The 23589-nt window shown below is 42.9% G+C and carries 17 protein-coding genes and 2 tRNA genes; 15 read left to right on the plus strand and 4 right to left on the minus strand.

Annotated features, from left to right (window positions below):
* Window positions 1-22 precede the first annotated feature (22 nt).
* The 4 genes from DW862_RS15630 to DW862_RS15645 all read left to right on the plus strand — a co-directional run bounded on the left by DW862_RS15630 (window position 23) and on the right by DW862_RS15645 (window position 5300).
* Entirely contained in the window at window positions 23-1789 is a 1767-nt protein-coding gene (locus DW862_RS15630; RefSeq protein WP_120069169.1) for an OstA-like protein, read from the plus strand.
* 1 nt (window position 1790) lies between these two features.
* Window positions 1791-2090, plus strand: a complete 300-nt coding sequence (locus DW862_RS15635) for a hypothetical protein (RefSeq protein ID WP_004314386.1) — start codon at window positions 1791-1793, stop codon at window positions 2088-2090.
* A gap of 17 nt (window positions 2091-2107) precedes the next feature.
* Window positions 2108-4009 (plus strand): DNA mismatch repair endonuclease MutL, encoded by a 1902-nt coding sequence (gene mutL / locus DW862_RS15640; RefSeq protein WP_120069172.1) that lies wholly within the window; start codon window positions 2108-2110, stop codon window positions 4007-4009.
* 103 nt (window positions 4010-4112) lie between these two features.
* A complete protein-coding gene (locus DW862_RS15645) occupies window positions 4113-5300 on the plus strand; it encodes an OmpA family protein (protein ID WP_004314384.1) in 1188 nt (395 codons plus the stop codon).
* 162 nt (window positions 5301-5462) lie between these two features.
* Here DW862_RS15645 and DW862_RS15650 read toward each other — a convergent pair whose 3' ends face one another.
* From DW862_RS15650 to DW862_RS15660, 3 genes are all read right to left on the minus strand, one after another.
* Window positions 5463-5723 (minus strand): hypothetical protein, encoded by a 261-nt coding sequence (locus DW862_RS15650; protein ID WP_008020400.1) that lies wholly within the window; start codon window positions 5721-5723, stop codon window positions 5463-5465.
* A 325-nt stretch (window positions 5724-6048) separates the two neighbouring features.
* Entirely contained in the window at window positions 6049-6750 is a 702-nt protein-coding gene (locus tag DW862_RS15655) for a hypothetical protein (RefSeq protein WP_120069175.1), read from the minus strand.
* A gap of 37 nt (window positions 6751-6787) precedes the next feature.
* On the minus strand, window positions 6788-7246 hold the full coding sequence (locus tag DW862_RS15660; protein WP_015533043.1) for a hypothetical protein: 459 nt from the start codon (window positions 7244-7246) through the stop codon (window positions 6788-6790).
* A 281-nt stretch (window positions 7247-7527) separates the two neighbouring features.
* Here DW862_RS15660 and DW862_RS15665 point away from each other — a divergent pair, with 281 nt between their 5' ends.
* Window positions 7528-9942: a DUF2339 domain-containing protein gene (locus tag DW862_RS15665; RefSeq protein WP_120069178.1), complete on the plus strand. Its 2415-nt coding sequence runs from the start codon at window positions 7528-7530 to the stop codon at window positions 9940-9942.
* Window positions 9943-10036: 94 nt separating this feature from the next.
* Here the strand turns inward: DW862_RS15665 and trpS are convergent, their stop codons facing one another.
* On the minus strand, window positions 10037-11131 hold the full coding sequence (gene trpS / locus DW862_RS15670) for a tryptophan--tRNA ligase (RefSeq protein WP_004314379.1): 1095 nt from the start codon (window positions 11129-11131) through the stop codon (window positions 10037-10039).
* Between the two features lie 426 nt (window positions 11132-11557).
* Here trpS and carB point away from each other — a divergent pair, with 426 nt between their 5' ends.
* The 10 genes from carB (at window position 11558) to DW862_RS15725 (ending at window position 23508) form a co-directional block, all read left to right on the plus strand.
* Entirely contained in the window at window positions 11558-14779 is a 3222-nt protein-coding gene (gene carB / locus DW862_RS15680) for a carbamoyl-phosphate synthase (glutamine-hydrolyzing) large subunit (RefSeq protein WP_120069181.1), read from the plus strand.
* Window positions 14780-15022: 243 nt separating this feature from the next.
* Entirely contained in the window at window positions 15023-15796 is a 774-nt protein-coding gene (gene yaaA / locus DW862_RS15685; RefSeq protein WP_120069184.1) for a peroxide stress protein YaaA, read from the plus strand.
* A 3-nt stretch (window positions 15797-15799) separates the two neighbouring features.
* Window positions 15800-16354: a sugar O-acetyltransferase gene (locus DW862_RS15690; protein WP_120069188.1), complete on the plus strand. Its 555-nt coding sequence runs from the start codon at window positions 15800-15802 to the stop codon at window positions 16352-16354.
* A 312-nt stretch (window positions 16355-16666) separates the two neighbouring features.
* A tRNA-Val gene (locus DW862_RS15695) sits at window positions 16667-16741 on the plus strand.
* Between the two features lie 35 nt (window positions 16742-16776).
* Window positions 16777-16851: transfer RNA gene (locus tag DW862_RS15700), tRNA-Val, on the plus strand.
* Between the two features lie 142 nt (window positions 16852-16993).
* On the plus strand, window positions 16994-18340 hold the full coding sequence (purB, locus tag DW862_RS15705) for an adenylosuccinate lyase (RefSeq protein WP_008020410.1): 1347 nt from the start codon (window positions 16994-16996) through the stop codon (window positions 18338-18340).
* Between the two features lie 74 nt (window positions 18341-18414).
* Entirely contained in the window at window positions 18415-19902 is a 1488-nt protein-coding gene (locus DW862_RS15710; protein ID WP_008641865.1) for a pseudouridine synthase, read from the plus strand.
* Between the two features lie 105 nt (window positions 19903-20007).
* A complete protein-coding gene (gene asnS, locus DW862_RS15715) occupies window positions 20008-21411 on the plus strand; it encodes an asparagine--tRNA ligase (RefSeq protein ID WP_120069191.1) in 1404 nt (467 codons plus the stop codon).
* Between the two features lie 139 nt (window positions 21412-21550).
* Window positions 21551-22042 (plus strand): DUF4488 domain-containing protein, encoded by a 492-nt coding sequence (locus DW862_RS15720; protein ID WP_004305582.1) that lies wholly within the window; start codon window positions 21551-21553, stop codon window positions 22040-22042.
* A 257-nt stretch (window positions 22043-22299) separates the two neighbouring features.
* Window positions 22300-23508, plus strand: coding sequence for a glycoside hydrolase family 88 protein (locus DW862_RS15725; RefSeq protein ID WP_120069194.1), 1209 nt, complete (start codon window positions 22300-22302; stop codon window positions 23506-23508).
* Window positions 23509-23589: the final 81 nt, after the last annotated feature.

The raw sequence follows: 23589 nt of genomic DNA on the forward strand, positions 1-23589 counted from the left end.
TGTAACCTTGCTTTGATTTTATATGCTGAAAACAAATAAAAAAAATAAACAACAAGACAGGCATAGATGGCTCCTTATAGGCTTTCTATGCCTGTTTGGTGTATGTCTTGTAGCACAAGTGAGGCCAACGGGACAGAAACCTGTGACAGGGGATTCAATTAAATCGGCTGCGGATACGTCTAAGTCGGCTTCAAAAGCCAAAACACCGGCAGGCAATAAGAAACAATCGGACAACAAGAAACAACCGGAGAATAAAAAGACCAAAGTTTATCTGCTTCATGCTGATGAAGGTCAGGCGGATAAGTTGGTGCGTCCGGATGTGCAGGTGTTGATTGGTAACGTGAAATTGCGCCATGACAGTATGTATATGTACTGTGACAGTGCACTGATTTTTGAGAAAACCAACTCTGTGGAGGCCTTCAGTAATGTACGTATGGAACAGGGAGACACTTTGTTCATCTACGGTGATTATCTTTATTATGACGGCATGACGCAAATAGCGCAGCTTCGTGAAAATGTGAAGATGATTAATCGGAACACCACCCTGTTAACAGATAGCTTGAACTACGACCGTCTCTACGACCTCGGATATTATTTCGAGGGAGGAACCTTGATGGATGAAGAGAATGTATTGACTTCCGATTGGGGAGAATACAGTCCTGCAACGAAACAGTCGGTATTCAACCATGATGTGAAGTTGGTAAACCCAAAGTTTGTGTTGACTTCCGATACGTTAAGGTATAATACGGAAAGCAAAATCGCAGTTATTCTCGGACCTTCCAATATCGTCAGTGATAATAATCATATCTATTCGGAACGGGGATTTTATAACACAATGACCGAACAAGCCGAATTGTTGGACCGTTCGGTACTGACCAATCAGGGAAAGAAACTGGTAGGCGACAGTCTGTTCTATGACCGTATCATCGGTTATGGCGAGGCGTTCGATAATGTGAAGATGACAGATTCCATTAATAAGAATATGCTGACGGGTGATTATTGTTTCTATAATGAATTGACAGACTCCGCGTTTGCGACGAAACGTGCTGTGGCAATCGACTACTCGCAAGGGCCTGACAGTCTTTTTATGCATGGCGATACATTGCAGTTGGTGTCTTACAACCTGAATACCGATTCCGTTTTCCGGTTGATGAAAGCTTATCACAAGGTACGTATGTATCGTACGGATGTTCAGGGAGTATGTGACTCACTGGTCTATAATTCGAAGGATTCCTGTATGACCATGTATACCGACCCTATTCTTTGGAATGAAGGGCAGCAACTACTTGGCGAGCAGATCAAGATTTATATGAATGACAGCACGATTGACTGGGCGCATATCATCAACCAGGCGTTGACGGTGGAAATGAAAGATTCTATTCATTATAACCAAGTGTCCGGCAAAGAGATGAAAGCCTATTTCATTAATGGAGATATGCGTCATATTGAAGTGATTGGTAATGTGTTGACCGCTTTCTATCCGGAAGAAAAAGACAGTACGATGACCGGCTTTAATTGTCTGGAAGGTAGTGTGCTTCATCTTTATATGAAGGATAAGAAGATGGAAAAAGGACTGTTTATCGGTAAATCCAACGGAACGATGTATCCGATGGACCAGATACCGCCTGATAAATTGCGTCTTCCCACTTTTGCCTGGTTCGACTATGTCCGTCCGCTGAATAAGGATGATATCTTTAACTGGCGGGGTAAGCGTGCGGGTGATACACTGAAACCGACCACCGATCGGCGCCCCAAAACAGAAAAGCGAAACTTAATAAATATGAAGTAGTATGGGAATGTTTAACTCAATGAGAAAGCCCCGTGGCTTTAATCATCAATACATTTATGTAGACGAGCGGAAAGAAAAGCTCGCAAAGATGGAGGAGAACGCCAAACGTGACTTGGGGATGCTTCCGGAAAAGGAATTTAATCCGGAGGATATTCGCGGTAAGTTCATCGAAGGTACTACGCATTTGAAAAGAAGAAAAGCGAGTGGCCGCAAACCGGTCTCTTTCGGAATCATACTGATAATCATTGCTTTCCTTCTTTATCTGTGGCATTATTTGGCGACAGGAAGCTGGAACTTTTAATTATTAATTTACGAAGAATGAGCGATATAATTCATTTGTTACCTGATTCGGTAGCTAACCAGATTGCTGCCGGTGAAGTGATACAACGTCCCGCGTCTGTCATCAAGGAGCTAGTGGAGAATGCGATTGATGCAGATGCACAAAATATACATGTATTGGTGACTGATGCAGGTAAAACCAGCATTCAGGTGATTGATGATGGAAAAGGAATGTCCGAAACGGATGCCCGTCTTTCTTTTGAACGGCATGCCACCTCCAAGATACGTCAAGCGGCAGATCTGTTTGCTTTGCGTACAATGGGATTTCGCGGAGAGGCATTGGCTTCCATCGCTGCAGTGGCACAGGTAGAGTTAAAGACACGTCCGGAATCGGAAGAATTGGGTACGAAGTTGGTGATTGCAGGCTCTCAAGTGGAAAGTCAGGAGGCTGTATCCTGTTCTAAAGGAAGTAACTTCTCTGTAAAGAACCTATTCTTTAATGTACCTGCCCGTCGTAAATTTCTAAAGGCTAATTCAACGGAATTGAGTAACATCCTTGCCGAATTTGAACGGATCGCTTTGGTGCATCCGGAGGTTGCCTTTTCGCTTTATAGTAATGATTCGGAGTTATTCAATCTTCCGGTATCACAATTACGTCAACGTATCCTTGCTATTTTCGGTAAGAAGCTCAATCAGCAGTTACTGAATATAGAGGTCAATACTACCATGGTGAAAATCTCCGGATACGTAGCCAAGCCGGAGACTGCCCGTAAGAAAGGGGCACATCAGTATTTCTTTGTCAACGGGCGTTATATGCGTCATCCTTATTTTCATAAGGCGGTTATGGAGGCTTATGAACAGTTGATTCCCACCGGTGAACAGATTTCCTACTTTATCTATTTTGATGTAGATCCGGCCAATATTGACGTGAATATCCATCCGACAAAGACCGAAATCAAGTTTGAAAATGAACAGGCCATCTGGCAGATACTTTCGGCATCCGTGAAGGAGTCGTTGGGCAAATTCAGTGCGATCCCTTCCATTGATTTTGATACGGAAGATATGCCTGACATTCCGGCATTTGAGGAGAAAATATCTTCCGAGCCTCCGAAGATACATTATAATACAGATTATAATCCGTTTAAAGTTTCTGCCGGTGGCGGTGGTGGCGGATCGTACAGCCGTTCGAAAGTGGAATGGGAAGATTTGTACGGAGGGCTGACGAAAGCCAGTAAGATGAATAACCCGCAACCGGAACCAGAAATGGATTGGGAAGACTCTTCTATTGGCGGCCAACCCACTTTCGTTGAAGAAAAGATGGAGACGGTCACCTCTGCCGCTTCTTCTACTTTGTATGCCAGTGAACCGGTGATAGAGAAAGGAAATCAGCATTTGCAGTTTAAAGGGCGGTTTATCCTGACTTCAGTTAAATCCGGTTTGATGCTAATCGATCAGCACCGGGCACACATACGGGTGCTTTTTGATCGTTATATGGTACAGATCCAACAGAAACAGGGGGTATCACAAGGCGTCCTGTTCCCGGAAATCTTACAGTTGCCGGCTTCGGAAGCTGCTGTACTGCAAAGTATTATGGATGATTTGTCTGCAGTCGGTTTCGATTTGAGTAATCTGGGAGGCGGTAGCTATGCCATTAATGGTATTCCTTCGGGGATTGAAGGTCTGAATCCGGTGGAACTGGTGCGTAATATGCTGCATACGGCGATGGAAAAAGGAAGTGACGTCAAGGAAGAAATCCAAAGTATTCTGGCATTAACATTGGCTCGCGCGGCGGCTATTGTTTACGGACAGGTGTTGAGTAATGAAGAAATGGTAAGCCTTGTAGACAACCTTTTTGCCTGTCCCTCACCGAATTACACCCCTGATGGGAAAACTGTTTTGACAACAATCAAGGAGGAAGACATCGAAAGATTATTCAAATAAAACAAATAATTTCATCTTTTTCTAAAACCTTTTAGTTCGGTTCGTGTTATTTAAATAGTTCAACAAAGAAAAAGATTTAAATAACCACTTAACTATTAGGTATATGAAAAAGATTCTGATGTTGCTGGCATTTGCCGGCGTTGCGTCTGTCGCTTCTGCGCAGCAGACAATGACTGTAACTGAATACGAAGTGATTCAGGTACAAGATAAATATCAAGTAATAACTAATCCTTTCTGGAGTAACTGGTTCTTCTCTGTAGGAGGCGGCGCCCAGGTGCTATATGGAAACAATGACCATATCGGCAAATTCAGAGACCGTGTTGCTCCTACATTTAACGTGTCTGTCGGCAAATGGGTAACTCCGGGATTCGGATTGCGTTTGCAATACAGCGGATTGCAGGCAAAAGGATTCACTACCAGCGAAACTGCTAATTATGTAGTGGGTGGTCCGAGAGAAGACGGTTCTTACAAACAAAGATGGGACTACATGAACTTGCATGGTGATTTGATGATTAACCTGAACGCACTTTTCGGTGGATACAATCCGAATCGCGTATATGAAATTATCCCTTATATAGGTGCCGGTTGGGCTCATGCTTATTCTCGTCCTCACACTAACTCCGCTACTTTCAATGCAGGTATTATCAACCGCTTCCGTTTGTCGAATGCTGTTGACTTGAATCTGGAGTTGAGCGCAACAGGTCTGGAAGGCAAGTTTGACGGAGAACATGGAGGTAGACCCGATTATGATGGTATCTTAGGTGCTACCCTCGGTGTGACTTATTACTTCCCTACCCGCGGATTCCAACGTCCTACTCCACAGATTATCTCTGAACTTGAATTGAATCAGATGCGTAATCAGATGAATGCAATGGCAGCAGCTAATATGCAATTGCAACAACAGTTGGCAAATGCACAACAACCAGTAGAAGTAGAAGATACTGAAGAAGTTGTTATCACAGATACTAACATTGCTCCGCGTACCGTATTCTTCAAGATCGGTTCTGATAAATTATCTCCGCAAGAAGAAATGAACTTGTCATATCTTGCCAGCAAGATAAAAGAATCTCCGAATGCTACATACACAATCAACGGATATGCTGACTCTGCAACCGGTACTCCTGCTTTCAATCAGAAGTTAAGTTTGGAACGTGCACAGGTTGTTAAAGACTTGTTAGTTAAGAAGTATGGCATCTCTGCCGATAGACTGAAAGTTGCAGCCGGTGGTGGTGTTGACAAATTCGGTCAACCGATTCTGAACCGTGTAGTATTGGTAGAATCTGCACAGTAATAAAAAGTAAAAAAGCGATTTCAGCATTCAGCGATTCTCTGTAATCGCTTGCTGGAAAGAGATAGCGGCTGAAAGCGAACCCTGAAAAGAGGGGTTCATGCTTTCAGCCGCCTTTTTTATATCTGTTCTTTGGGGGTATCTCCTCTGATATTTTGTTTTAGTTTATTTGACAGGCTGATAATCTCTGGACTTTCCATAAAATCCTGGGGCCGGCACATAAATAGGTTGACTGGGAATGCCGATATTCTGCGGCTTGCCTTCCTGACGGAGTCGGCGAATATGAATCATGGCTGTGGAACGTACCATCCCCGTGATGCCTTGAAAGTCGGAACGTTGCATAATCTGATGATCGCTGAAATACTCTTTTAGCCGCATGTCTATCTCTATTTCCGATAATTTGGCAGAGTGCTTGACCCGCTTCATTTGCTTTATTTTTATATATCCGACAGATTGTTTCAGCTTCTTGTCCGAACGAAACTGTATCGCTTTTAATTTTACTTTTGAATTTCTGCGGGGAGTATCTGCAGAGATCTGTTCAATCGGATTTTTAACCTGTTTAATCGGATTTGTAATCCGATTGCTTTGAGCATCAGGATTTTCAATCCGAACTATATATTAAAGTATAGGTGTATTGCGGATTATAAATCCTGATACTCGGAGAACGGCGGATTGCAAATCCGCCGGGACGCATAATGTTTGGTAACTAGCTAACCTTCCGCTGTTATTTTTTCTAAGTATATGTCCTTCTTTAGCTAAATATCGGCAATGAGACTTTCAAATTAGGATATTTGTCACCCAATTGTTTCAAGAAGTCATTGCCAATGATAATATCCTGTATTGTTTCTTGTGAATCTGTCGGAATCTCCGGGATATTTGTAAATATCAGACAGGAGTAGATAATGAGTTCAACAGGTTTCTCGTCGGTTTGCAATGAAAGTTTGTATGCTTTCACGTTGTTTCCTCTGGCTTGTGCCTGTGCTTGTACTTGTCCCTCCATAGGAATTGCGATGAGACGGGAGTTTTCAAGACGCGCCTGATTGAATACAAAATGATTGTCGATTTCTCCATCTGTGTCTGTATCGAATAGGTGCAGATTGTCTCCGCTTAATACCAGATATTTGGGAGTTTGTACGGTATTGAAACGTACAGTTCCTAAGGTGGCCATTCCTTTCAGCTTATCTTTCATTCCGTCTTTGAGTGCGGATGCTACACCATACTCATTGCTGGCATAGTTGAAAGCGTCAATTTTTTCTTCTCCCATAGCTTCTTTCAGGAAAGATAAATCAGAGTTTAAGCAGAGTTTTTTATACTGTTCTGCATTTGCAAATTCAGCTTTGAAATCGGTGTTGTTCACTACTTGTGCCTGTTTCGAGTTTTTGTTTTTCATGTAAAACCAGTATCCTAGATATAGAACAATGAAAATGACCGGAATAAAGGTGTAAATAGACATAGTTTGTACTTTTTAATGTTATTAATAATGGTTTGTTTTATACTTCCACGGGTTTCACTTCTTTCTTTTTTCCAGGAATACATCCCCAAATGATAAGGGCAATTATAAGAAGTCCGACAGCTTTACCGCCATAACGGGAATAGAAACCGATCTTGTTCAACTTCTCTCCATCCAAATTATTTTCTTTTAGGATGGTAGCCAGTTGTTCTTCCGTCAGTTCATAGTAAGTGTCTTCCTTTTCGCAATAGCCGACCAGGCGAGGCTCTTTCTCTATGTATAGAGGGAGAAGGTAAGCGATGTTGAACTCCTGATGGAAAGTTGCCAGATCAATGTAGTTTCCATCGTCTGTTTGGTACTCTTCGGTATCAGGCAAATCTGCTACTTTGGTTAATACTTCGCGGTCGCCGAAAGGGATTTTTAAACCACGTGCGGATACTGTTTGGCAAGATAAGAAAAGAATGCCGCCAAGTGCAAATAGAAATTTAAGGTGCTTCATGCTTCTTGTGTTTAAGTGAATAATTTGTGTGATTTTTATTGATATTGTGGCAAAGATAGGAAAAAGAAGAATAAAAGCCGTATAATTGTTTGGAATTTGTAAGCTCTATTCTTTTTTATAAAATGAGGAGATTTTTTTCCTGATTTAGAGGATTTGTATCCTGATTTATGCAATTGATGTAAAATTGCATTATTGGGATAATCCAAATAATTTAATAACAATTGATTGGAGCTATTAATAATTATCTATATTTGTGATATAGAACTCAAATCTGGAATATTATGGACGACTTTAATACTGTATATGCACTACTCGTTTTGGTTATGTTATTTATTTTATTGAGTAGGTTGGACAATCGCTTCGGAAAGATAGAGAAAGAGTTGAATGAGATCAAGAAACGGATGGAAGATTATCTCAAGGTTCAGCAAAATTCTGTTGCTGAAGCCTCCAAGCCGAAAGAGGAAATATCAGAAAAAGAAACAAAAGATATTCCTGTGATGCCTCAAGCGGCAGAGCATGTTAAGGCAGTAAAGACCGGACAACGAGAAGAGGCTGTTCAGGAAAAACACGAACCGGTTGTTGAAGCAGTTGTCCGTGAGACATTGGAAAAGACGCCTGAAAAGACGCTTGAAACAAGAATGGAGGAAGTTTGCGTAGAGGCTGTTCGGAAGGAATCCGCTGAATCTTCGACTGTGCCAGTTGTACCGGTTACTCCGGTTGTTCCGGTTGCCCCGACTGTTCCGAAACAAAAGAAGCAGGTGAACTATGAAAAATTCATCGGTGAGAACCTTTTCGGGAAGATTGGTATCCTTATATTTGTAATCGGTGTAGGCTTCTTTGTAAAGTATGCCATTGATAAAAACTGGATTAATGAAACCTTCCGTACCGTGCTTGGTTTCTTGACGGGAACTGTATTGCTGGCTGTTGCCGAACGGTTGCAAAAGAAATACCGAACCTTCAGTTCGCTGCTTGCGGGTGGTGCTTTCGCTGTGTTCTATCTTACAGTTGCCATTGCTTTCCATTATTATCATATTTTCTCGCAGACTATGGCCTTTATCATTCTGATTGGTGTCACAGTGTTTATGTCTATTCTGTCTGTGGTATATAATCGGCGTGAGTTGGCTATCATTTCTCTTGTAGGAGGATTCCTTGCGCCATTCATAGTGAGTAGCGGGGAAGGAAGTTATTTGGTACTGTTCACTTACGTGAGCATATTAAACCTGGGTATGTTCGGACTTTCCATTTATAAAAAGTGGAGTGAACTTCCAATGATTTCATTTGTTTTTACTTGCCTGATAATGGGAATCTTTCTTTTGTTTAACTATACCTCTAGTTCTATGGTTATTTCGAACCATCTGTTTTGGTTTGCTACTCTGTTCTATTTTATCTTTCTACTTCCGGTGTTCTCTATCCTTCGTGGAGAGAATATGCGGACGATGAGCCGGGGATTAGTATTCGTCATTATAACGAATAATTTTATCTATTTGCTTTCAGGAGCCTTATTCTTGCAGAATATGGGATTGTCTTTCAAAGCAAGCGGCTTGTTGAGCCTGTTTATCGCTCTTGTTAATTTAGGACTGGTTCTTTGGTTGTGGAAGAATAGGAAGGAATATAAATTCCTCGTGCATACCACGTTGGGGCTTGTGCTGACATTTGTCTCCATTACAGTTCCGATTCAACTGGACGGAAACTATATAACCTTGCTTTGGGCATCGGAAATGGTATTGCTGTTGTGGCTCTATGTTAAGTCGAAAATTAGAGTATATGAGTATGCGGCTAAAGTTCTGGTAGGACTCACTTTCGTTTCTTACTTGATGGATGTGTATAGTGTGATGTTTGAACATCATTCCTTAGATACAATTTTTCTGAATAGTTCATTTGCCACCTCTTTGTTTGTGGGATTAGCGACAGGAGCATTTGCTTTATTAATGGAATATTATCATTCCTTCTTCTCTACGGCACGCCGGTTGAAATACAGCTTCTGGAATCCTTTTATGCTTATCGTCTCCGTAATCATACTTTATTATACATTTATGATGGAATTCAATTTGTATTTTGAAGGGGCGACGAGAAGCGGAGCTATGTTCTTGTTTACAGCCATATCCATTTCGAGTGTTTGCTATGCTTTCAGAAAACGATTCCCGATAACGAAACATCTCACTTCTTATATCTTGACTATCGGGGCAAACGTACTTGTATATATTATAAATATATGGGGCGACCAGAGAATATGGACTTCCCCTCCTGTTGTACTACCATGGCTGACAGCTGTGTTCGTAATAGCGAATTTGTATTATGTAGCACGTATGTACTATACATCAATCGGCATAAAATCCCGTTTCACCGTATATCTGAATATTCTTGCCACGCTCCTTTGGCTGACAATGGTACGCTCTTTCCTTTGGCAAGTAGGAGTGGACGATTTCAGTGCCGGGCTGTCACTCTCATTAAGCATTGCCGGGTTCGTCCAAATGGGGTTGGGCATGCGCCTGCATCAGAAACTACTCCGTATGGTGAGCCTTGCGACTTTCGGATTAGTCCTGCTCAAACTCGTCTTTGATGATTTATGGGCTATGCCGACCATTGGCAAGATTATTGTATTTATCATTCTGGGATTGATATTGCTGATACTTTCATTCCTTTATCAGAAATTAAAGGATGTGTTGTTCAAGAATGACGAGGAAGAAACAAACTGAATCTTTGAAAAATATCCGATAAGAAAGGCTGCCTGTTCTACAAAAGAAGGGCAGCCTTTACCTTATAATTATGTTTATTCCCAGACGAAATCTTTTACTCTTGCGAGAAACGTTTCACCTGCTCTTCGATTAATTCCTTATCATCAAAATAATTAATCTTCATCGCCTTCTTCACGTCAGCCAAAGTCTCGGCAGCCGCAGCCCTTGCCACTTCGCAGCCTTGCTGAAGCATCTCGTAGATAGCAGGGATATCCTTGCTGAACTCCTTGCGACGATTGCGAATCGGTTCCAAAGTCTCCTGCATGATGGAATTTAGGAAACGTTTTACTTTCACGTCACCCAATCCGCCGCGTTGATAATGCGCTTTCAGTTCTGCCAGATTCGGATAATCCGGTAAATAACGTTCGAAATGTTCGGGGAGGCAGAAAGCATCTAGGTAAGTAAATACCGTATTACCTTCAATTTTTCCCGGATCTTGTACGCGGAGATGCCCCGGGTCGGTATACATACTCATGATTTTCTTTTGGATTTCTTCCGGTTCTTCCGAAAGGTAGATGCAGTTTCCGAGCGATTTACTCATTTTAGCTTTACCGTCAGTTCCCGGAAGACGCAGACAAGCTGCATTGTCCGGCAACAGGATTTCCGGTTCTACCAATGTCTCACCATATATATAGTTGAAACGGCGAACGATTTCGCGAGCCTGTTCGAGCATCGGTTCCTGGTCTTCACCCACAGGGACAGTCGTTGCGCGGAATGCTGTAATGTCTGCTGCCTGGCTGATGGGATAAGTGAAGAAACCTACGGGAATACTTGCTTCAAAGTTACGCATCTGGATTTCCGATTTCACGGTCGGGTTACGTTGCAGGCGGGATACGCTGACAAGATCCATATAATAGAAACTAAGTTCGCATAGTTCCGGTATTTGCGACTGGATGAAAATCGTAGCTTTAGTCGGATCAATACCACAAGCCAGATAATCAAGAGCAACTTCGATTACATTCTGACGCACCTTTTCCGGATTGTCTATATTGTCTGTCAATGCCTGTGAATCGGCAATGAAGATAAACATCTTACTATAATCACCTGCGTTTTGCAGGTCAACTCTGCGTTTCAACGAACCTACATAGTGACCGATATGAAGTCTTCCGGTAGGACGGTCGCCCGTCAATATGATTTTTTCTTTTCCCATATTTATTACCTTATTATATAATGGCGACAAAGATAAGGATAAAAACTGAAAGAAACATCAAAATGCAGTTACTTCATGATTTGTGCCTGCTTAAGATAAGAATGTAATCATTAAAAGCCAATGGAAAAACGACTGTTTCATTAACGCGGTAAATTATTTCAGTAAAAAAGTGAACATATCTTTTTGTCATGTGCAAAATATGTCGTTACTTTGCACAAATTTTGAAGTCAACAATGAATCAACAGGAAATTAGAAGCAAGTATTATTTACATTCGGATGTTTTGCACCCGGAAACGGCAGGCTTCTTCTTTTATTTCCAAAAACGATATTTTAGTTCTTTGGTAATGCGTTAATCCTTTTTTGAGGGTAACGCATTTTTTTTATGAACGAACTTAGAAATAACAACTTATTATAACAACAAAAGAAATGGAAAAGGAAATCAAGAAAGTTCTCGTTTTGGGTTCTGGAGCACTCAAAATCGGACAAGCCGGAGAGTTCGACTACTCAGGCTCACAAGCACTGAAAGCGTTGAAAGAAGAAGGTATCAGCTCAGTATTGGTAAACCCGAACATCGCAACCATTCAGACTTCTGAAGGTATTGCCGATAAAGTGTATTTCCTTCCCGTGAATACTTATTTCGTAGAAGAAATTATCAAAAAAGAACGTCCCGATGGTATCCTTTTGGCATTCGGCGGACAGACTGCATTGAACTGTGGTGCTGAACTTTACACACAAGGTGTTCTTGATAAGTATGGAGTAAAGGTACTTGGAACTTCGGTAGAAGCTATCATGTATACAGAAGACCGTGACCTGTTTGTGAAGAAGCTGGACGAGATAGAAATGAAAACTCCGGTCAGCCAGGCAGTAGAAAACATGGAAGATGCCATTGCTGCTGCACGCAGAATTGGTTATCCTGTCATGGTGCGTTCTGCTTATGCACTGGGTGGTCTTGGTAGCGGTATCTGTGCCAATGAAGAAGAATTCCTGAAATTGGCAGAGAGCTCATTTGCTTTCTCCAAACAAATTCTGGTAGAAGAGTCTTTGAAAGGCTGGAAAGAAATCGAATTTGAAGTGATCCGTGACGCTAACGACCATTGCTTCACAGTAGCCAGCATGGAAAACTTCGATCCGCTGGGTATTCATACCGGCGAATCAATTGTAGTAGCTCCCACCTGCTCGCTGGATGATAAAGAACTGGCTTTGTTGAAAGAACTTTCTACCAAATGTATCCGTCACCTCGGTATTGTGGGTGAATGTAACATTCAGTATGCTTTCAACTCTGAAACGGATGACTACCGTGTGATTGAAGTAAATGCCCGTTTGAGCCGTTCTTCTGCATTGGCTTCTAAGGCTACCGGTTATCCGTTGGCATTCGTAGCTGCTAAAGTGGCACTTGGTTACACACTTGACCAGATTGGTGAGATGGGAACTCCGAACTCTGCATACGTAGCTCCGCAACTTGACTACTATATCTGTAAAATCCCTCGTTGGGACTTGACGAAGTTTGCCGGTGTATCCCGTGAAATCGGTTCAAGCATGAAATCAGTAGGTGAAATCATGTCTATCGGTCGCTCTTTCGAAGAAATCATCCAGAAAGGCCTTCGTATGATCGGTCAGGGAATGCACGGTTTCGTAGGTAATGACGAACTGCACTTTGATGATCTTGATAAAGAACTTTCTCGCCCGACTGACTTGCGTGTTTTCGCTATCGCGCAAGCAATGGAAGAAGGGTATACCATCGAACGTATCCACGACCTGACAAAGATCGACCCATGGTTCCTTGGCAAACTGAAAAATATCGTAGACTACAAAGCGAAACTGTCTACCTATAATAAGGTGGAAGATATACCTGCCGATGTAATGCGTGAAGCTAAAGTGTTAGGTTTCTCTGACTTCCAGATTGCCCGTTTCGTACTGAATCCAACCGGAAACATGGAGAAAGAAAATCTGGCAGTGCGTGCTCATCGTAAATCTATGGGTATCCTCCCGGCTGTAAAACGTATTAATACAGTTGCTTCCGAACATCCGGAACTGACTAACTATCTGTATATGACTTATGCAGTGGAAGGCTACGATGTAAACTATTATAAGAATGAAAAATCAGTAGTCGTACTGGGCTCGGGTGCTTACCGTATCGGTAGCTCTGTAGAATTTGACTGGTGCTCGGTGAATGCAGTTCAGACTGCCCGCAAACTGGGTTACAAGTCTATCATGATTAACTACAACCCTGAAACGGTTTCTACTGACTATGATATGTGCGACCGTCTCTACTTCGACGAGCTTTCGTTCGAACGTGTACTCGATGTAATCGACCTCGAACAACCTCGTGGTGTGATCGTCTCGGTAGGCGGACAAATCCCGAACAACCTGGCTATGAAACTTTACCGTCAGTCGGTTCCTGTATTGGGTACTTCTCCAATTTCTATCGACCGTGCTGAAAACCGTAACAAGTTCTCTGCTATGCTCGACCAACTGGGTATCGACCAACCGGCTTGGATGGAACTGACCAGTCTTGAAGAAGTGAAGGGATTTGTAGAAAAAGTAGGCTACCCGGTATTGGTTCGTCCTTCTTACGTCCTTTCAGGAGCAGCAATGAATGTTTGCTATGACGATGAAGAATTGGAGAACTTCCTGAAGATGGCTGCCGAAGTTTCTAAAGAATATCCGGTTGTTGTTTCCCAGTTCCTTGAAAATACGAAAGAGATTGAATTTGATGCCGTTGCACAGAATGGTGAAGTGGTAGAATACGCAATCTCCGAACACGTAGAGTTTGCGGGCGTTCACTCCGGTGATGCTACGTTGGTATTCCCGGCACAGAAGATTTACTTTGCAACAGCTCGTCGCATCAAGAAGATCAGCCGTCAGATTGCTAAAGAACTCAATATTTCCGGTCCGTTCAATATCCAGTTCCTGGCTCGTAACAACGAAGTGAAAGTAATCGAATGTAACTTGCGTGCTTCTCGTAGCTTCCCGTTTGTTTCTAAAGTTCTGAAACGTAACTTTATCGAAACTGCTACCCGCATCATGCTGGATGCTCCATACTCACGTCCGGATAAGTCAGCATTCGATATCGACTGGATTGGTGTAAAAGCTTCTCAATTCTCTTTCTCTCGTCTGCACAAGGCTGACCCGGTATTGGGCGTAGACATGTCTTCTACTGGTGAAGTGGGATGTATCGGTGACGATTTCTCTGAAGCATTGCTGAATTCAATGATTGCTACCGGATTCAAAATTCCTGAAAAAGCAGTGATGTTCTCTTCCGGTGCAATGAAGTCGAAAGTAGATTTGCTGGATGCCAGCCGTATGCTGTTCGCTAAGGGCTATCAGATTTACGCAACTGCCGGAACAGCAGCTTTCTTGAACGCTCACGGTGTAGAAACGACTCCAGTTTACTGGCCGGATGAAAAGCCGGGTGCAGAGAACAACGTCATGAAGATGATTGCTGACCATAAGTTTGATTTGATCGTTAACATTCCGAAGAATCACAGCAAGCGTGAGTTGACGAACGGTTATCGTATCCGTCGCGGTGCAATCGATCATAACATTCCGTTGATTACCAATGCTCGTTTGGCAAGCGCCTTTATCGAAGCATTCTGCGAATTGAAACTGAATAATATTCAGATTAAGAGCTGGCAGGAATATAAATAAAAACAGCTTTAGCTGTCTATTAGATAAGGAGAACTCTCTCTTTGGCTTGTCCAAAGGGGGAGTTTCTTTTTTATTAGTAAATATAGCACATCAGAGTGTGTTCTATATAGGGAGTGTTTTGTTATTAATAAATGATTAAAGTTAATTATTGGTTGAAACTAAGTAGAATCTGTCTATCCATCAGTAAGAGAAGCGATTTATTTTTTATTTTTGTTTCTTGAAAAGATAAAATCAGATAAAACAATGTTAGTATTTCTATCTTGTGCCAAGACTATGAGTGAGACTTCAAAGGTGAAAGTACCTTTGAAGACAGTTCCACGATTTCAAAAAGAAGCTTCCGGGATTGCTTTGCAGATGTCACAGTTTTCGGTGGATGAACTGGAACGCCTGTTGCGTATAAATGCCAGGATGGCGGTGGAGAATTATAAGCGTTATCAGGCTTTTCATGCAGAAGACACCTCGGAACTGCCCGCTTTGCTGGCTTATACCGGAATTGTATTCAAGCGACTGAATGCAAAGGATTTCTCGAAAGAAGAATTTGAATATGCGCAGGAACATCTGCGGTTGACTTCTTTCTGTTATGGGTTGTTGAGGCCTTTAGATGTCATTCGTTCCTACCGCTTGGAAGGAGATGTAGTGTTGCCGGAACCGGGTAATCAGACTCTGTTCTCTTATTGGAAATCCCGTCTGACGGATGTTTTCATTGAAGATATAAAGAAAGCGGGAGGCATACTCTGCAATCTGGCTAGCGACGAGATGAAAAGTTTGTTCGATTGGAAGCGTGTGGAGAGAGAAGTACGTGTCGTTACTCCTGAATTTCAGGTGTGGAAGAACGGGAAATTAGCTTCGATAGTGATCTATATCAAGATGTCCCGTGGTGAAATGACGCGGTTCATTCTGAAGAACAGAATCGAAAATCCGGAGGATTTGAAAAGCTTCTCCTGGGAAGGATTTGAATTTAACGAATCTCTTTCGGATGAAAAGAAGTTTGTATTTACTAACGGTAAAGAAATATAAAGTATGACGGAAGTAGAAAAGATGCGTAGTAGCCAGTTGGCTGATATGGCTGCGCCGGAATTGCAGGTGCGTTTTGAACATGCCAAGAAGCTGCTGGCGCGTATGCGGGGAATGAGCACTTATGATGCGGGGTATCGGGAATTATTGGAAGAACTGGTACCGGAGATTCCTGAAACTTCAATAATCTGCCCGCCTTTCCATTGCGATCATGGAGACGGAATCAAATTGGGTGAACATGTATTTGTGAATGCCAATTGCACTTTCCTGGATGGAGGATATATCACGATAGGCGCCCATACGCTGGTTGGACCTTGTGTGCAGATTTATACGCCGCATCATCCGATGGATTACCTGGAAAGAAGAGGCTCTAAGGAATATGCTTATCCGGTGGCGATTGGCGAAGACTGCTGGATTGGTGGTGGTGCTATTATCTGTCCCGGCGTGACGATTGGCAATCGCTGTGTGATAGGGGCGGGGAGCGTTGTGACGAAAGATATTCCCGACGACAGTGTGGCAGTCGGGAATCCGGCACGTGTTGTTCGCAAACAGGTTGTTTAACGTTTGACCGGAAAAGTTATTTCCCGGATTTAAGCGTTCCTGCGTTACTATCTTTGTTGGGAATTCGTTTTCCTGCAGATTCTATTTTAATTATTAATGATAGAAAAAGAGGCGCGACTATCTTTATTTTGTTCTGTTTATTAGATGAACCGGAAGAAGTGAAAGTGGCAAGAAAAAAGTTTTTATTATTATTTGCTGATAATCAGAGTGTTTCTTTATTTGATAAAAACTTTCTTGAAAAATAATACATGAAATGTTTGCAGAATTCAAAAAATGCCGTACCTTTGCATCGCTTTTGAAACGGAAGTGTACGGGCGTTTAGCTCAGCTGGTTCAGAGCATCTGCCTTACAAGCAGAGGGTCGGCGGTTCGAATCCGTCAACGCCCACACAAAAAAACGAAACACTTCCGGCTCATTAACAAGGGCGTTTAGCTCAGCTGGTTCAGAGCATCTGCCTTACAAGCAGAGGGTCGGCGGTTCGAATCCGTCAACGCCCACACCAAAAAGGAAGTCTTACGAAGAAATTCGTGAGACTTTTTTTATTTCTTACCTCTTTTATACAAACTTTCTTTCTCCTTTTATCTTATAACTCAGGAAAAAGAGTTAATTTTGCAGTCTGATAATTATCTAAGAAAACGTATGGAACTTGATGTATTAACGGCCATATCCCCGATTGATGGTCGATATAGAGGCAAAACTAAAGCTTTGGCAGCTTATTTCTCTGAATTTGCACTGATTAAATACCGTGTACAGGTAGAGGTGGAGTATTTTATCACCTTGTGCGAACTTCCTTTGCCGCAATTGAAAGGAATCGATAGTAGCGTGTTTGAAACTTTACGGAATATCTACCGTAACTTCTCCGAAGCAGACGCACAACGCATTAAAGATATCGAAAGTGTAACTAACCACGATGTGAAAGCCGTAGAATACTTCCTGAAAGAAGAATTTGACAAGATGGGCGGAATGGATGATTATAAAGAGTTTATCCACTTCGGACTGACTTCTCAGGATATTAACAATACGTCTGTTCCTCTTTCTATCAAAGAGGCATTGGATCAGGTTTATTACCCGTTGATTGAAGAGCTGATTGCACAGTTGAAAACCTATGCGACAGAATGGGCTAACATTCCGATGCTTGCCAAAACTCACGGTCAGCCGGCTTCTCCTACCCGTCTGGGTAAAGAAGTGATGGTATTTGTTTACCGTCTCGAACGTCAGTTGGCTATGTTGAAAGCATGTCCGCTTACCGCTAAGTTTGGCGGTGCTACCGGAAACTACAATGCGCATCACGTGGCTTATCCTCAATATGACTGGAAACAATTCGGCAATCGGTTTGTTGCAGAAAAGCTGGGACTGGAACGCGAAGAATATACAACGCAGATTTCGAACTATGATAACCTCTCTGCTGTTTTTGATGCTATGAAGCGTATCAATACCATCATGGTGGATATGAATCGTGACTTCTGGCAGTACATCTCTATGGAGTACTTCAAGCAGAAGATCAAAGCCGGAGAAGTAGGTTCGAGCGCTATGCCGCATAAAGTGAATCCGATTGACTTTGAAAATGCAGAAGGTAACTTGGGCATAGCAACGTCTATTCTGGAACATTTGGCTGTGAAGCTTCCTGTTTCCCGTTTGCAGCGTGACTTGACAGACTCAACAGTGTTGCGTAATGTCGGTGTACCTTTCGGTCATATCGTGATTGCCATCCAGAGTTCTTTGAAGGGATTGCGCAAACTGTTATTGAACGAACCGGCTATTTATCGTGATTTGGATAATTGTTGGAGTGTAGTGGCAGAAGCTATTCAGACCATCCTGCGCCGTGAGGCTTATCCGCATCCGTATGAAGCTTTGAAAGCGTTAACCCGCACCAACCAAGCTATTACAGAAAGTTCTATTAAAGAGTTTATTGAAGAATTGAATGTAAGCGAAGATATTAAAAAAGAGTTAAGAGCAATCACTCCCCATACATATACGGGGCTTTAATTGTTTACTTATATAATAAACGTGTTTTTTAAATAGGCCGTGAGGCCAAAGTCTAATTTTATTCGAATAAAAAAATGAGCACAGAAAACGAAGAATGGCGCGAAAATTCTTTCAATGAAGAGAATACAGGTGCCGGCCGTGATGGTAACAGGTCTTACAACAGAGAAGGTGGAGAACGTCCGTATCGCCCTTCTTACAACCGTGAAGGCGGGGATCGTCCGTATCGCCCGCGATTTAATGCCAACAATGAAGGAGGCGAACGCCCGCAGCGTTCGTACGGTGACCGCTCTTATGGCGACCGTCCCCAACGTCCTTCTTACAATCGTGAAGGTGGAGATCGTCCGTATCGTCCTCGCTTCAATAACAATAATGAAGGAGGTGAACGTCCGCAACGTCCTTACAACCGCGAAGGTGGTTCTTATGACCGTCCTCAACGTCCTTCTTACAACCGTGAAGGTGGTGACCGTCCTTATCGTCCCCGCTTCAATAGCGGCGAAGGTGGTGAGCGTCCGTCTTATGGCGACCGTCCTCAACGTCCTTCCTACAACCGTGAAGGTGGTGACCGTCCTTACCGTCCCCGCTTTAATAACGGCGAAGGTGGCGACCGTCCTCAACGTCCTTCTTACAACCGTGAAGGTGGTGACCGTCCGTATCGTCCCCGTTTCAATAACGGCGAAGGTGGCGGCTATCGCAGCAATAACGGCGGTGGAGGTTATCGTCCGAGATATAATAACGACCGTCAAGGAGGATATCGTCCTCGTCCGCGTACCGGCGATTATGATCCGAACGCTAAGTATAGCGTAAAGAAACAGATCGAGTACAAGGAACAGTTCGTTGATCCGAATGAACCGATTCGTCTGAATAAGTTCCTGGCTAACGCAGGTGTTTGCTCCCGTCGTGAGGCTGATGAATTTATCACAGCAGGTGTGGTTTCTGTAAATGGTGAAGTGGTAACGGAATTGGGTACGAAGATCAAACGTTCGGATGTGGTTAAGTTCCACGACGAACCGGTAAGCATCGAACGCAAGGTATACGTATTGCTGAATAAACCGAAAGATACCGTTACTACATCGGATGATCCGCAGGAACGCCGTACAGTAATGGATTTGGTGAAAGGCGCTTGCAACGAACGTATTTATCCGGTAGGACGTCTGGACCGTAACACGACTGGTGTACTGTTACTGACGAATGACGGTGATCTGGCTTCCAAGCTGACACACCCGAAATTCCTGAAGAAGAAAATTTATCATGTTCATCTGGACAAGAACCTGACTAAAGCAGATATGGAGCAGATTGCAGCTGGTATCCAGTTGGAAGATGGCGAAATCCATGCAGATGCGATCAGCTATACAGATGATTTCAAGAAAGACCAGGTAGGTATCGAAATTCACTCCGGTAAGAACCGTATCGTTCGCCGTATTTTCGAATCACTGGGTTATAAAGTAGTAAAACTCGACCGTGTGTTCTTCGCCGGATTGACCAAAAAAGGTCTGCGTCGCGGAGACTGGCGTTACCTGTCGGAAGCAGAAGTAAACTACCTCCGCATGGGTTCGTTTGAGTAATAAGTCAATAAATAACAACTTGACAGAGGACGGGGAAAGAAAGCAGGAAAGAATTCATCCTGCATTTGAAACCTCGTCTTCTTGTATCTAAAAAGAAAAAGTTAAATGGAAAAGATTGGTAGAACAAAAATTGTTGACCTGTTGAAGCGCACAGATATTGGCGCTATGGTCAATGTGAAAGGATGGGTTCGCACCCGTAGAGGTAGCAAACAAGTAAACTTTATCGCACTGAATGACGGTTCTACAATAAATAATTTGCAGATCGTAGTAGATTTGGCTGGTTTCGATGAAGAGATGCTGAAACAGATTACTACCGGCGCTTGTATCAGCGTGAACGGAGAAATGGTAGAATCAGTGGGTTCCGGACAGAAAGTGGAAGTGCAGGCTCGTGAAATCGAAGTGCTGGGTACTTGCGATAATACATATCCATTACAGAAGAAAGGCCACTCTATGGAATTCTTGCGCGAGATTGCTCACTTGCGTCCGCGTACCAATACATTCGGTGCAGTGTTCCGCATCCGTCACAACATGGCGATTGCTATTCACAAGTTCTTCCATGAAAAGGGCTTCTTCTATTTCCATACGCCGATCATTACGGCTTCCGATTGTGAAGGTGCCGGACAGATGTTCCAGGTGACTACCATGAACCTGTATGACTTGAAGAAAGACGAGAGAGGTTCTATCTCATACGAAGATGATTTCTTCGGTAAGCAGGCAAGTCTGACTGTTTCCGGTCAGCTGGAAGGTGAGTTGGCAGCTACTGCTTTGGGCGCTATCTACACATTCGGTCCTACGTTCCGTGCCGAAAACTCCAACACTCCCCGCCACTTGGCAGAGTTCTGGATGATTGAGCCGGAAGTGGCTTTCAACGACATTACAGACAACATGGACTTGGCAGAAGAGTTCATCAAATATTGTGTGAAATGGGCGTTGGATAACTGTGCGGATGATGTGAAGTTCCTGAACGATATGTTCGACAAAGGCTTGATTGAACGTCTGCAAGGTGTATTGAAAGATGATTTCGTACGTTTGCCTTATACAGATGGTATCAAGATTCTTGAAGAAGCTGTTGCGAAAGGACATAAGTTCGAATTCCCGGTTTACTGGGGCGTGGACCTGGCTTCCGAACACGAACGTTTCTTAGTGGAAGAACACTTCAAACGTCCGGTGATTCTGATTGACTATCCGAAGGAAATCAAGGCCTTCTATATGAAGCAGAACGAAGACGGTAAGACTGTACGTGCCATGGACGTTCTTTTCCCGAAAATTGGTGAAATAATCGGTGGTTCCGAACGTGAAGCCGACTATAACAAGCTGATGACCCGTATTGAAGAAATGCATATCCCGATGAAGGATATGTGGTGGTATCTGGATACCCGTAAGTTCGGTACTTGTCCTCACTCCGGTTTCGGATTAGGGTTCGAACGTCTGTTATTGTTTGTAACAGGTATGGCGAATATCCGTGACGTGATACCATTCCCGCGTACACCAAGAAATGCTGATTTCTAATATTTCGGTATATTTATGTAAAACTCGCATAATCTTCAGGTTATGCGAGTTTTTTTATGCTCTGAATTGCTGTATTCTCAAAATAAATCTTTATATTTGGAAATACGCATTCGAGAGTGTTAACTAAAATAATACAACAATGAAAAAGCTCTATTTCTTTACCATGCTTTCAATAATGTTGTTAGCGGTAACAGGTGCGACGGCCCAGAAGAAAACCAAATTCAAAGCGGCCGATTTGAAAGGTATTTGGCAGCTCTGCCATTATGTATCCGAGTCTCCCGATGTTCCGGGAGCGTTGAAACCCAGTAATACATTTAAAGTATTGAGTGATGACGGACAAATCGTTAACTTTACCATTATTCCCGGTGCGGATGCAATTATTACTGGATATGGTACTTATAAACAACTCACGGACGATTCTTATAAGGAAAGCATCGAGAAGAACATTCATCTCCCGATGCTGGACAATCAGGACAATATTTTGGAATTTGAGATTAAAGACAATGATTATCTCCATCTGAAATATTTTATCAAGAATGATTTGAATGGAAATGAGTTGAACACCTGGTATTATGAAACCTGGAAGAGGGTGGAAATGCCGGCTAAATTTCCGGAAGATATTGTGAGATAGAAGAGCGCGTACTTTTGGGTGGAGGCACGGATTTTGCAAAAGGCTGCATAGTTGTTTGGTTATGCCTGACAACAGCTTATTTGGTAAAATCCGTGCCTGTTTTTCTATAAAAGATAAAAACAAAGCACTTTTGGACAAAATCAAAGTCCGTAGAAATAGAAACAAAAATGAAAAAATAGATTTGCAAAGGGTTTGTCTGCGACTTGCTCTAACTTTGTTGCCAGTAATAGAATACAGTAACAAAATAAAGTGGAACAATGAAAAACAAACTTTTACTGGCGGTAGGGAGTATGGCGCTCCTGACTGCTTGCGATGCTTCAAAAGGAAATGAGATGGCATGGTTTGATCATGCAGTGAAAACATCGGGACATCAGTTGCTCTATATGGCAGAACAATTGAAGAATGAACCGGATACCGCCTGTTTTCCCCGTTCTATTAAAGAAGGAAAGTACAGACTGGAGCACCCCACAGATTGGACGAGTGGTTTCTATCCCGGTTCCATGTGGCTGGCATACGAGTTGACCGGTGATGAGGCTCTCGCAAAAGAGGCGCGTAAATATACGGACCGTCTGCAGGATATGCAATATTATACGGGTAATCACGATTTGGGTTTTATGATGTTTTGCAGTTATGGGCAGGGCATCCGTTTGAAACCGGAGCCAACGGACAGTTTGATTCTGATTCATTCTTCAGAAAGCTTGTGCTCCCGTTTTCGTCCGGAAGTCGGACTGATTCGTTCGTGGGATTTCGGCGATTGGAGTTATCCGGTGATTATTGATAATATGATGAACCTTGAAATGCTGTTCTGGGCTTCGGAGCAAACCAATAATCCGAAATATCGTGAAATAGCCATCTCTCATGCCGACAAAACGTTGAAGAATCACTTTCGGGAGGACATGACCTCCTACCATGTGGTGAGCTATCTGGCAGATAGCGGTGAGGTAGAGTCGAAAGGAACCTTTCAGGGATATGCCGATTCTTCTGCTTGGGCGCGTGGACAGGCTTGGGGAGTGTATGGTTATACCATGTGTTATCGCTTCACTAAGCAGCAGAACTATCTGGATGCCGCTCATAAAATAGCGCGGTTCATTATCGATCACCGTCCGTCCGAAAATGACTATGTACCTTATTGGGATTATGATGCTCCCAATATTCCGAATGAACCGCGGGATGCTTCTGCGGCTGCCGTAACAGCTTCTGCATTGCTGGAGTTGAGTGGTTATGGCGACAAGAAACAAGGGGAAGAATATTTCCGTTATGCGGAGCATATCCTGAAACAGTTATCCTCTGATGATTATTTGGCCAAGGAAGGAGAAAATCATGGCTTCATCCTGTTACATTCGGTTGGCAGTTTCCCGCACGACAGTGAAATTGATACTCCGCTCAATTATGCCGATTATTATTATCTGGAAGCCTTGAAGCGTTATAAAGATCTGAAAGAAAAATCAGAAAATCCGTCTTACTAACTTGAAGAGAAACCGTAAAAAAATTAAAGTTCAGGGCAACCGTGTCTAAAATATGAATTCATAACTGTTGGACTTTGGCGC

It is taken from the genome of Bacteroides sp. AM37-9 (assembly GCF_003603455.1).
Lineage (GTDB): Bacteria > Bacteroidota > Bacteroidia > Bacteroidales > Bacteroidaceae > Bacteroides > Bacteroides xylanisolvens.